Genomic DNA, 13017 nt, shown 5'->3' with positions numbered 1-13017 from the left:
AAGACAACTTCGGTTGTCTTTTTTACGTATTCGAATAAATAAGTCGAAAATTATGTTTTCTTGCGATAAGTTATATGAAATTTGCGATAGGAGCCTTGCAAAAGTGAAAGCGTTATCATATAATGTATGAGTAAACCGGTTTAGTGGACGCTAAGGAAGGTTACAGGTAAAATATGAAAATCAAAAAATTAATGGCGATGTTTATCGCAATTCTTTTAGGTGTCACCATACTACAACCGATTCCTGTGAAAGCACAGGAACAATCTACTGGCGATTTAGATCAGATCGTAGAGAATTTTGAAATCTATCTCTTAGGAAATGCAACGATCAATAATGATCCAATGAGTAAAAATAAAATTAATGACATAATCAAAAAGGGGACAGCTAACCGTCCATCCTTTGATAAATCACAGAACGCTGTTTATCCAGGAGTCGAATTAGACAACACTGGTGGGACGGAGCACGTCGTTGCGAAGTTATCAGCAAACTTAGAAACAACTTATAAAAACTTATATGCAGTTGCTTTAGCTTATGGTACAGAAGCTGAAGGAAATACACTGTATAAAAATCCAGAAGTCTACGCTGAATTAGTTGATACGATGTCATGGATTCATGACAAGTATCTAAAAGATACGGACAATGGATATTATGGGAACTGGTATAGCTGGGAAATTGGCGTACCGATGAACTTAACCAAAATTCTTTTCATTCTTCGTGATGAAATTGAACCTGAATTTATTACCGATTCGATTACGATGATGGATGCATATATCCGTGGAGATGAACAATTAGGTTCACCGCTCATTGGAGATGTAAATCTTGATGCACGTCAACATACCGGTGCGAACCTTACGGATACTACATTTAACCGTATTATCCAAGGTGCAATTACAGGTGATGTCAAACGTGTTGATAAAGCCGTTAAAGATATGATGACCGTATTTAATACTATAGATCCAAATGATCTTCAACATGGCGTTACAGATGGGTTCTATGAAGATGGTTCATTTATCCAACATTCAACTGTTGCATATACAGGATCCTATGGGAAAGTACTTTTAGGTCGTATCGCACAATTGGTAACAGTCTTAAACAATACACAATGGCAAGATGATACACTCATGAACACAGTTGAAGAGTGGGTCTATCGTGGATTTGGACCTGTTATGTACGAAGGGTATATGATGGAAATTGTTAAGGGGCGTGCAGTCTCTCGAACAGGTACGGGTTATGCCGATGGTGCAGGAGTTGTTGAGGCGCTTGTTCAATTATCATTAGGCATGAATGATGCATCAAAATCTAAGATGCAAAGTTACGTTAAATACTTAATTACAATTCCTGAGTTTAAAGTAAATACAAATAGTTTTGTATCGGTAAGCAATATTTTTGCCTATGAACACATTAAGCAAGATGGTTCAATAATTGGTGTGAATCCTATCGATGCAAATTCACATTTTGCATTTAACTTGATGGATAAATCTGTTCATTTACGCGATGATTACGCATTCTCACTGGCACGTAGTTCAACACGTGTCTCCAAATATGAGTACATGTCTGGAGAAAACTTGCGTTCATGGTTCCAAGGGGATGGAGCATATTATCTCTATCAAAGTGGTGTTGACCAAACCGATGTTTATGGTATTGATTTCTTTGCTACGGTTGATCATTATAAACTTCCAGGAACCACAACCGTAAATGCAGAACGTAAAACAATGCCTGAACTTTATGGCACTGATTTCTATCTCCATGAACCTGAATTTACATCAGGGTCTGTAACACAGAATAAGTATGTCTACTTCCCACTAGGAACCAATGAGTTTTCAGGAAGTGCAACATTAGATAATCTTGCAGTTTCTGGAATGCAGTTAGGTGATGAGGAATCTTACAAAGATCGTGATAGCTTACCAGCAGATTTTGTGACCTACAAAAATGCAGAAGCAAACAAATCATGGTTTATGTTTGATGATGAGATTGTTGTCTTAGGGTCAAACATACATGATATCGAAGGTCGTGATATGAAAACTACAGTCGATAACAGAATGTATGATGTGAATGATACGTTACAGGTAGATTCCAATAAAGGGGTCTTATCAAATGGATCTCATGAAGGCATTGAGTGGATTAGTCTTGCATCGGATGATTCGAAACGTGATGTAACGTATAAATTCTATGATGATAATGCAGTATCTTTTGACATTACAAACCGTACAGGGAAATACTCTGACGTTCGTAATAAAACAACAGGAACTGCGGATAAAGAAGTTACAAAGCAGTATGCGACGGTAATGTATAACCATAATGGTAGTGAAACATCATCATATGCTTATAGTATTCTTCCAAACGTTAATGCGACAGCAATGCAAACACGTACAAATAACGACGTGGTTCGTATTCTTGAAAATAGTGATAACGTCCATGCGGTAGTACATGATGGTTTAGGTGTTGAAGGATATGTATTCTTTGAAGCTGCAACATCGAATGATGTTACAGCAAACAACAAACTTATTATGATGCGTAAAGGTAATACATATGGAATTCAAGATCCGACACAAGCACAAGCGACAGTTTCATTTACAGTAGATGGCCACTTTGATGTAGCGAGTGGTGATGCAACTGCAGTCATTAATGGCGATACAACTACAGTTACAGTGAACACACATAACAAAAATGGTGTGACACAGACAATCAATTTAACTGAAGTAGAAGTTGCTCCAGAAACAGTGAATGAACTTGTAGATGCAGCAACAGGAGTTCGTGTTAAATTCACAACACCTCAAGTTAAAGAAGGGCTAGAGCTCATTGTTTCAAAAGAAGCAGGAACTTATGAAGGGCTCAGTGATGTCACAACATATGCAATCTCACTCCAACGTGATGGTGTTGATGTTGTATTGAATGAAGCAGTCACTGTAGTATTGCCTACAGATGGTCAAGCAAAATCGCTAAAAGTATTGGGTGGTCAAGACTTTAAAGACATCATTGCCTTTGAAGTTAGTGAGCAAACAATTCAATTTACAGCTAATGTGCTTGGGAACTTCCTTGTAGGAACGATAATAGATCCAATTGATCCAGTTGACCCAGTCGATCCTACGACTCCAGAAGGTCCAGAAACAGGCTCTAAGGAAGAAGAAAAGCTTCCTGGGACTGGAGTTGGTAATAATGGTTTAGTAATGATTGGTGCGGTTCTGGTGGTAACAGGAGCACTAGCAGTTATTCTAAATCGTAGAAAACAAATGAAACACTAATATAACGAAAAAGAACCTCCTATCTGAAATGATAGGAGGTTTTATAATTGCATAATACTTCTGATGAGAAACAAAAAAAAGAGAGCATTGCTCTCTTTTCATTATGATATTTTTTCAAGGAACGCGCCGGCCTTTGTGAATTGCGTAAATTCAAAACGTGATGTCAGGAAGTCTACAAAGATTTGAGACAACTTCCCAGTGAATAAGAACCCAAGGACGGTTCCAATTCCGATTCCATCTAAATGTTTGATAAATAACAGTGTGACCACTAGGGAAATGGTCAAGGATACACCATCATAACGCATACGAACGAAGTGAACTGACTTGTTGGAGGCGTCAACAACTTCGCGTACAAATAAATCAAAAGGTTGGATAGGTAGCTTGCAGAGTAGGAAGAATGCAGCCCCTATAGCGGTTCCCACAAGCCCCACTCCCAGGCATAACACGCGAAACGGAAGTGAAGTAGGGATGAGTGCAATTAATGGCGCTGTTAGATCAACAGAATAACCAAATAGAATTGCAACAAAGAAGGAGAGAATATACCCAATCTTAAAGCGTCGTGCAATCACCATCATCACAAGCAGTGTGAGACTTTGGATTATGATTGTCCAAGTCCCAAGTGATGTAATTGGAAACGCAACGGATAAGACATAGGGTACGGAGGAAAGGGTGGAAATCCCAAACCCTCCGTGTACTAATAAGTTTAAGTTAATACTGTTGTAAATAATCGCAATTAAGAGTGCGAGTTCACCACTAAATTTCTTTTTAGACATGAGCGCTTACGATGTTCATTAATCTAAAATTGATTTAAGGTAATCAGAGATTTCTTGATCTTGTGATGCTGCAAAGAAATATTCTTTGAATTCAGGGTAGTCGATTGCTGATCTGAGGAAGTCTTGATCGATTTCTTTAAGAATTGTAATTAACGGACGGTGTGTCACAGCCTTAACGCCATCAAGAATCTTTTTGTTACGTTGTTCAGGAATAACGCGGTCTTTTGGATATCCACCTCCAAAAGGCTCTGAGAATAATTTTTCGAAGGTGTAGTTTAGGTTCACTTCACCACCCCATCCGAAACCTTGCGCGAATGGCATTGCAATACAGTTTCCATCGTTTACTTGACCAAAGAGGTACGCATCAAGTGGTGATGTTACATGACCACATAAGACGTTTGGGAATGAGTTGGCTGCAAGCATGGCACCCTGACCTGTTCCACATCCTGTAACGACAAAATCAACAGCTTTAGTAGTAAGTAGGATTGATGCAAGAAGACCGTTTTGTACATAAGTGAGTTGGTGATCTTGTTCGTTTGAGTACATACCATAGTTTACGACAGTATGTCCCTTTTTCTCTGCTTCTTGTTTGAGAGAAGTATAAATAATTTCATTTTTTGATGCTTGTGAATTTTCATTAATTAATGCGATTTTCATTGAATCCTCCTAGATATTTTAATGATGAATACTATTCAGGTTGTTTACCGATATACGCTAAGATACCACCATCAACGTATAATACATGACCGTTAACAAAGTCTGAAGCATTAGATGCTAAGAATACTGCTGGTCCCATTAAATCTTCAGGTGTTCCCCAACGTGCTGCTGGTGTTTTTGAAATAATGAAGCTATTGAATGGATGTCCATCAACGCGTAATGGTGCAGTTTGTGGTGTTTCGATATAACCAGGGCCAATTCCATTACATTGGATATTATGTTCACCGTATTCTGAAGCAATATTACGTGTTAACATTTTTAGACCACCTTTAGCAGCTGCATATGCAGATACTGTTTCACGGCCTAGTTCACTCATCATTGAGCAAATGTTGATAATTTTACCAGCATTTTTTTCAATCATGCTTGGTAAGACGGCTTTTGCCATGATAAATGGTCCGGTTAAGTCGATATCAATAACTTGGCGCCAATCTTGAACACTCATTTCTACCATTGGAATACGTTTGATGATTCCAGCGTTGTTTACAAGAATATCTATTGATCCAACTTCTGCTTCGATTTGTTTAATCATTGCTTGAACGTGTTCTTCGTTTGTAACGTCGCATACATATCCATGTGCTTTGATTCCAATTGCTTTGTATTCTGCAAGTCCTTTGTTTACTAAGTCTTGATTAATGTCGTTGAAGACGATTGTTGCACCAGCTTCAGCAAATCCTGTAGCTAATGCTAAACCAATACCATATGAAGCACCTGTTACAAGTGCTACTTTTCCGTCTAAACGGAAGTTATCCATTTTAAATGTTGTCATAATAATTGTCCTGTCCTTTTTAGCGTTGTACGCGTCCTGATCCGTCACCTTGAACTAAAGTCATGACTTCTTCAACGGTAACGCGGTTGAAGTCGCCTTCAATTGAATGCTTGAGGCAGCTTGCTGCTGTCGCAAAGTTGATTGCATCTTGATTGCTCATATCGTGTGTTAGGGCATAGATGAGACCAGCACCGAAGCTGTCTCCGCCTCCAACGCGATCGACAATATGCATGTTATAACGTGGTGTGAAATATGCAGTACCATCAGCATAAAGCATGGTTGACCAAATGTTGTCGTTTGCTGTAATGGATTCACGAAGTGTAATTGCTACTTTCTTGAAGTTAAAGCGTTCTGTGAGTTGTTTCGCAACACTAATGTAGTTTTCATGGTCAATTTCACCTTGATCAACGTTCGTTGCATCAGCATGGATGCCGAATACTTTTTCTGCGTCTTCTTCGTTAGCGATTAGAACATCAACATATTCCATAAGCGTTGACATCGTATCGTTTGCTTCTTGTTGTGTCCATAATTTTTTACGGTAGTTTAAGTCACAGCTAACGGTAATGCCTAAAGCTTTTGCTGCTTTAAGTGCTTCCAAAGTGATTGCTGCAACTTCAGGGTTTAATGCGGGAGTAATCCCAGTAAAATGAAACCAATCATGTCCTTTTAAAATTTCTGGCCAGTTGAAATCTTCGGGTTGTGCTTCTGCGATTGCAGAATGGGCACGGTCGTAGATAACTTGGCTTGGACGTTGTGATGCTCCTTTTTCAAGATAGTAAATTCCAATACGATCACCACCGCGAACGATGGATGATGTATCTACGCCAAAGTAGCGTAGGGAATTTACGGCATTTTGTCCCATTGCATGTGCTGGAAGTTTTGTAACGAAGGAAGCATCCATACCAAAGTTTGCTAGGGAAACTGCAACGTTTGCTTCACCACCGCCATAAGTTGCTTCTAAGACATCCGCTTGTGAGAAGCGGTAGTAGCCTTGTGGTGCTAAACGAAGCATAATCTCACCAAATGTAATTACTTTTTTCATAAATCCTCCTGAGCTTAAATTTCTGATTTTACAAGACGAATGTTGAAACCTGCAATGTCACGGTTTAGAGCGACACTTGTAATTGCGTGTGCTTTGTTACGAATAAGTGTTGCCTCATTGGCATGAATGTCTTGTTTTGCAAGTTGGTAGAGTGCGCGTTCGGGATAACGTGTATGAATACCGAAGTATCCAAGACTCTCGGTTGGCGCATGTAGGAATTCAAAACCTGCGTCAGATTTTGATCCAACTGCTGTCTCGTAAAATTTAAAATTAAAGAGTGTTGCTAAATCGTGAGCAAGTGTTTGTGCTTGTTCTTTTGATTCGCTGTTGACGCCGATATGCATAAGTTTATACTCAAGCATGAATTTGATTGCTTCTTTCGAGAGGGCTTCAATTCCGTCCCAATCGCCTGCGGCAATTAAATCGTTCGGGAGCATAAAACTACCGCCAATTGCAGCAACATTAGGGAGATCCAAATAGTTGTGCATGTTCGATTTATTGATGCCACCTGATGGCATAAATTTAATATGGCTGTAAGGTCCACTAAAATCTTTGAGTTTTTTTACACCGCCACTTGATTCGGCAGGGAAGAATTTAAGTGTTGTGAGACCAAATGCCATTGCAGCTTCAATTTCTGATGCTGTCTGTACTCCAGGAACAATGAGAATGTTGTGATCAACAGCCCATTTTACAACGTCAGGATTGAATCCAGGGGTCACAAGGAATTGTGCACCAGCCTCAAGTGCCTGTTGTGCATAGTCAACGGATGTGACTGTTCCTGCACCAATAATCATATCTGGGTAAGCATTGCGAATTTCATGAATTGCTTGAACTGCAAATTCGCTGCGGAAGGTAATTTCCATGCAGTTGATGCCGCCTTCATTGAGGGCATGTGCCATGGGTAGAATATCCTCCGTTTTTTGAATCTTAACAACCGGTACAATTCCAATATTTTGTATTGCGTTTAAAATATCATTCATAAGAAATCTCCTTAATAACTTTGTCCAGTGAAACTGTGTATTTAAGTACCAGTGAACCCATAATATCGCAGTAAACCGGTTTTGTCAACCGGTTTACTGAACCAAAATTTAACGATAAAAATTTCGCCATTATATAAGGTTGATAATTTTCTATCTTGTGAAAAAATGGATTTTCATCACTTGTAAGCGTTTAACATTTTTTCGAAAATCTATTGACTTTCGTTTATTTCAGGTCTAGTATGGGGGTGTCCAGTAAACCAGTTTATATGAATTTGGAGGAATTATGTTTAACACAGTAAAGCACGTAAATGTTGAGTCAATTTCAAGACGCGACGAATACCTAAATGCACCTAAATTGACAGAGGCAGAGCTGAAAAAAGCAATCGAAGATTCAATTGCAAAGATTGATAAAAACATTGCTTACTTCGACGGGAAGTTCCCATGGAGTGCTACAAAAGACCTCAAATATCCGATCATTGAAAACACTGATTGGACTGAAGGATTTTGGACCGGACAACTCTGGCTCGCTTATGAATACACTCAAGATGAGAAGTATAAAAATCTTGCGTTGGAGCATGTTGTGTCATTCAGACATCGTCTTGATAACAATATCGAACTTGAACATCATGATTTGGGTTTCTTATATTCACTATCATGCGTCGCCGGCTATAAATTAACAGGCAATGAGCTCGCAAAAGAAACAGCGATTCTTGCAGCAGAAAAATTGATTACACGTTGGCAAGAAAAGGGTGAATTTATCCAAGCTTGGGGTGAATATAACAATCCTGAACACTATCGTTTTATTATCGATTGCTTGCTAAACATTCCCTTGCTCTATTGGGCAACAGAAGTCACAAACGATCCAAAGTTTGCAGACATGGCACAACGCCATTTCCAAACAAGTATCAAGTATGTTGTTCGCGATGATGCGAGTGCTTATCATACGTATTACATGGATCCTGAAACCGGAGCTCCTGTTCGTGGTGCAACCCGTCAAGGATACAACGATGATTCGTCATGGGCACGTGGTCAAGCATGGGGTGTTTATGGAATTCCATTAAACATTCGATACACAAAAGCAAATGATGTTACCGAACTGTATAAAGGCATGACCCACTACTTCCTCAATCGTTTACCGAAAGATAATGTTCCATTCTGGGACCTCATCTTTAATGACGGTGATGATCAATCTCGTGATTCTAGTGCAGCTGCAATTGCAATTTGCGGCATGGATGAGATGAATAAATACCTACCAGACGATGCTGATAAAGCTGTTTATGAAGGTGCTATTCAAACGATGATGCGATCATTGATTGATAACTATACAGAGGAAACTCACGAACCGGGAAATCCAGTGCTTTACCATGGTGTTTATTCATGGCATAGCGGTAAAGGTGTTGATGAAGGCAATATCTGGGGAGATTATTTCTACCTTGAAGCCCTCATGCGCTTATACAAAGATTGGAACCCATATTGGTAGATAAGAGGAGAATATTATGACACAACCAAATATTGTAATGACACGTATTGACGAACGTCTTGTACACGGACAAGGTCAATTATGGATTAAAACACTTGGTGTAAACACTGTAATTGTTGCGAACGATGAAGCAAGCAATGATCCAATGGCACAAACACTGATGAAAGCTGTCATTCCAAGCGGAATTGCAATGCGTTTCTTTACTGTTGAAAAAACAATTGAAGTAATTCACAAAGCGGCTCCAGCACAATCAATCTTTATTATTATTAAAGATTGTAAAGATGCATTACGTCTTGTGGAAGGTGGTGTTCCCATCAAAACCATCAACATTGGTAATATCCATAACACCGAAGGAAAAGAAAAGATTACACGCTCAATTTTCTTAGGTGCTGAGGATAAAGCACATTTAAATAAACTCGTTAACGAATATAACATTGAATTTAATACTAAAACGACCCCTCGTGGAGACGATGGATCCGTTGAAGTAGACATTAGAAAACACATTTAAATAGGAGAAAGAAAATGGAAATAACATTTATTCAAGCCGTCTTAATCGGTCTATGGACAGCAGCATGTTATGCAGGGATGCTCTGGGGTGTATATACAAACCGCGCAATTTTCCTCGCATTTGGTGTTGGTGTTATCTTAGGAGATATTCAAACAGCATTACAAGTTGGTGCTATCGCTGAGTTAGCATTTATGGGATTCGGAGTTGGTGCTGGTGGAACAGTTCCACCTAACCCAATTGGTCCTGGTATTATTGGTACTTTAATGGCAATTACAAACCCAGCAGTTACGCCAGAAAGTGCATTAGCATTGTCAATGCCATTTGCTGTTGCAATTCAATTCTTACAAACTGCAATCTATACAGTTCGTGCGGGTGCTCCTGAAAGTGCTACACGTGCATTAGAAAAACAAGATTTCCGTGGATTCAAGTTACATTCAAATATGACAATTTGGTTGTTTGCATTAGTAGGTTTCCTTCTTGGATTCTTAGGTGCATACAGCATGGAATTGTTAACAACTCTTGTTGGCTATATCCCAGCATGGTTACTCACAGGATTAAACGTAGCCGGTGGAATGTTACCTGCAATTGGATTTGCAATGATCTTATCTGTCATGGTTAAGAAAGAATTAGTACCATTTGTCTTAATGGGATATGTTCTTGCAGCTTACTTCAAATTACCAGTTATTGGTATCGCACTCTTTGCAACAATTTTCGCACTACAACAATACAATCAAGCATCAAACAAATCAGTTGCTGCAGCTAATACGGAGGTAGGAAACGATGACTGGATCTAATACACAACTAACAAAAAAAGATTATTTTAAAACAACATTGCGTTCATACTATCTACAAAATGGATTCAACTACAGTAACTATCAAGGGTTAGGTTATGCATTAGTGCTATACCCTGGATTACGTAAAATTCATAAAGATGACGCTGACTTTGCAGAAGCATTGAAAGCAAATACAGAGTTCTATAACACAAACCCACAATTACTACCATTTATTACCTCATTACACTTAGTAATGGCTGATGAAGGTCGTCCTGAATCAGAAATTCGTGGTATTAAGATGGCACTTATGGGACCTCTTGCTGGTATCGGTGATTCTTTATCACAATTTGCGATTGCACCACTCTTCTCAACAATCTTTGCATCCCTTGCAATGGAAGGTGTTTCAATTGCTCCAGTATTGTTCTTAATTACAATTAATGCTGTATTATTCTCAATCCGCTATTTCATGGGATACTACGGTCATAAAGTTGGTACTTCGATCATTGATAAACTCAGTGAAAAAATGGAAGTTATCTCAAATGCCGCAAACATTATTGGTGTTACTGTTATTGCAGGTCTTGCAGCGACATTCGTAAAAATGAACGTTAAAATTTCATTCGCAGCCGGTGAAGTTATTGAAGGTGGAAAACAGTCAACCGTTAATATTCAAGCCCTTTTAGATAAAGTTGCACCAGCGTTACTTCCAATGTTATATACAGGTTTAATGTACTACCTAATCAAGAAAAAAGGTTGGAATACATACAAACTTGTTATCTTAACAGTTGTCATCGGAGTTGTCTTGAGCTTCTTTGGTATTTTAGGATAATTATACAAAGGAACTACCACGGTAGTTCCTTTTATCACTGGAGGATTTATGGAAAAACTTACAGAAAAACGACTCGTGCAATACCGTTCGTTATTGATGCACCATCGTGAATCAATTCTTACACAAGCTGAAGATATCCTAGATGATATTTATTATTTTGTGGGAACATGGGATATGGAACGTTGTGCGACACCATATCAGTTAAAGGGTATCGATTGGGATGCTACTCCTAATGGCGATGATGAATGGACTTTTATGCTGAACCGCATGACATTCATGCCAACACTCATTAATGCAACGGTATTGACGGATGATCGTCGTTTCATCACCAAAGCATGGGATTTAATCCATGATTGGATAGTAGCACATCCTCAAATTGATGAACGTCCAAGCACCCGTACACTGGATACAGCAATGCGTCTTGTTCATTGGTATGATGCACAAAAATTCTTTGAATACTATGGTTTCGTTGATGAAAACCAAACGGTTGAAGTAAGTATGACGATGCAATTAGAATCACTACGAACCCGTTACATTCCCAAATATACACTCAGTAACTGGGGAAGTATCCAAACCGCTACGATAATCTACCTTTTGGGTCAAAGAAATCGTAAGGATGATGCATTATTTCAATGGGCATTGTCTGAACTTGAAACGCAAGTCGCAATTCAAATTTACGATGATGGTTTACATTGGGAACAATCAACCATGTACCATGTCGAAGTCATGATGTACCTCATGAAAGCCTATAAAGGGCATCAAGTACCCTGGCTTTATGAAGGTATCGAAAAAATGGCAGATGCTTTATTAATGCAACGGACGCCAGAAAATAAGATGGAGATGTTTGGAGACAGTGACAACAGCTCACTAACTGGAATGTTTACCTATTGTGGATTGTATCTTCAGGATGGACGATTCTTGAAGTTTGGTGATATTGAGACAGAAACATATTCGTATTTCTACGAGCATCTGGAGTTGGATGGATTACACACCCATCCCATTGATCCACAATCAATGCATTTTGATGGTGTTGCGAGTGGCATGTTTACATCCCGATCCAGTTGGGATACTGATGCTAACTTTACACTGTTTACCAACGGTTCCTTAGGGAGCGCACATGGTCATGCGGATAATTTACATGTATCTATGATTTATAAGGGCGATCCCGTTCTTATTGACTCAGGCCGTTATACATACCGCGAAGACGATTCCAAGCGTATGGAACTCAAAGCGATGGCTGCTCATAATAGCGTCATTCTTGATGGATACGAAGCGTCGATACCAACAGGGTCCTGGACCTACTCGAAGTTTGTCAATCCACAAAAAACCTATGTGCATCATATCGATAACGTTCATTACTATGAGAGTGGCTATGATGCAAAAGGGTACAGTCATACTCGGAAGCTGCAGATACATGATTCAGGAATTTGGCAAATCGTGGATGAATTACATGCTAAAGGAACTCACACTGCTACCATTCGTTGGCATCTTGACCCAATGTGTACCTATCGGGATGGTATTATCACAACCAAGCATCACCATTCCTTAGCAATCCAAAGCGATATCCCACTCCAAACCGAAGAAACCGAAATGTCATATCACTATAACGAACTTACCATGCATGATGTGTTAATAGGCAGTGTTGCGTTTGAAGATCACTGTATTCTTACAACGTTCCTGTATCCAAGTGATCAGACATTTGAACAATCGGAAATCATACAAGGCGCTGGCACCATTGCGGATGCCACCGTTATTTCAGCGTATCAAATTGGTGATTTAACGTTTGTGATGGGTCATCAAGAGATTATTAAGGGCAATAAAATACTTTATAGTGCGGGAAGACCATTCCACGCAAAAGCGATAGTATTCACTCCAGATAAACACTATCGCATGAAAACGTAGGTGGGGAT

General features: G+C 39.2%; 11 protein-coding genes. 6 read left to right on the top strand and 5 right to left on the bottom strand.

What is annotated here, in order from left to right; genetic code table 11:
• Positions 1-173: 173 nt before the first annotated feature.
• Positions 174-3242, top strand: coding sequence for a polysaccharide lyase family 8 super-sandwich domain-containing protein (locus GVV22_RS04680; RefSeq protein WP_159648988.1), 3069 nt, complete (start codon positions 174-176; stop codon positions 3240-3242).
• A gap of 101 nt (positions 3243-3343) precedes the next feature.
• Here the strand turns inward: GVV22_RS04680 and GVV22_RS04675 are convergent, their stop codons facing one another.
• From GVV22_RS04675 to GVV22_RS04655, 5 genes are read right to left on the bottom strand one after another with little or no spacing between them, the layout of a single operon-like run.
• A complete protein-coding gene (locus tag GVV22_RS04675) occupies positions 3344-4015 on the bottom strand; it encodes a DUF6198 family protein (RefSeq protein ID WP_159648987.1) in 672 nt (223 codons plus the stop codon).
• A gap of 18 nt (positions 4016-4033) precedes the next feature.
• Positions 4034-4672 (bottom strand): RpiB/LacA/LacB family sugar-phosphate isomerase, encoded by a 639-nt coding sequence (locus GVV22_RS04670; protein ID WP_159648986.1) that lies wholly within the window; start codon positions 4670-4672, stop codon positions 4034-4036.
• A 31-nt stretch (positions 4673-4703) separates the two neighbouring features.
• Positions 4704-5498, bottom strand: coding sequence for a gluconate 5-dehydrogenase (locus GVV22_RS04665; RefSeq protein ID WP_268890711.1), 795 nt, complete (start codon positions 5496-5498; stop codon positions 4704-4706).
• 19 nt (positions 5499-5517) lie between these two features.
• Positions 5518-6540, bottom strand: a complete 1023-nt coding sequence (locus tag GVV22_RS04660) for a sugar kinase (protein WP_159648985.1) — start codon at positions 6538-6540, stop codon at positions 5518-5520.
• Between the two features lie 14 nt (positions 6541-6554).
• Entirely contained in the window at positions 6555-7520 is a 966-nt protein-coding gene (locus tag GVV22_RS04655) for a bifunctional 4-hydroxy-2-oxoglutarate aldolase/2-dehydro-3-deoxy-phosphogluconate aldolase (protein WP_159648984.1), read from the bottom strand.
• A gap of 283 nt (positions 7521-7803) precedes the next feature.
• Between GVV22_RS04655 and GVV22_RS04650 the strand changes: the two genes are divergently transcribed.
• From GVV22_RS04650 to GVV22_RS04630, 5 genes are read left to right on the top strand one after another with little or no spacing between them, the layout of a single operon-like run.
• Positions 7804-9000, top strand: coding sequence for a glycoside hydrolase family 88 protein (locus tag GVV22_RS04650; protein WP_159648983.1), 1197 nt, complete (start codon positions 7804-7806; stop codon positions 8998-9000).
• A 16-nt stretch (positions 9001-9016) separates the two neighbouring features.
• Positions 9017-9508 (top strand): PTS sugar transporter subunit IIB, encoded by a 492-nt coding sequence (locus GVV22_RS04645; protein ID WP_159648982.1) that lies wholly within the window; start codon positions 9017-9019, stop codon positions 9506-9508.
• A 14-nt stretch (positions 9509-9522) separates the two neighbouring features.
• A complete protein-coding gene (locus tag GVV22_RS04640; protein ID WP_159648981.1) occupies positions 9523-10302 on the top strand; it encodes a PTS mannose/fructose/sorbose/N-acetylgalactosamine transporter subunit IIC in 780 nt (259 codons plus the stop codon).
• A complete protein-coding gene (locus GVV22_RS04635; protein WP_159634303.1) occupies positions 10289-11107 on the top strand; it encodes a PTS system mannose/fructose/sorbose family transporter subunit IID in 819 nt (272 codons plus the stop codon). Before GVV22_RS04640 ends, GVV22_RS04635 begins: the two co-directional genes overlap by 14 nt.
• 48 nt (positions 11108-11155) lie before the next feature.
• Positions 11156-13009, top strand: a complete 1854-nt coding sequence (locus GVV22_RS04630; RefSeq protein ID WP_159648980.1) for an alginate lyase family protein — start codon at positions 11156-11158, stop codon at positions 13007-13009.
• Positions 13010-13017: the final 8 nt, after the last annotated feature.

The sequence above is a fragment of the Erysipelothrix aquatica genome (assembly GCF_009828825.1).
Lineage (GTDB): Bacteria > Bacillota_I > Bacilli_A > Erysipelotrichales > Erysipelotrichaceae > Erysipelothrix > Erysipelothrix aquatica_A.
This window is presented reverse-complemented; position numbering and strand designations above follow the sequence as displayed.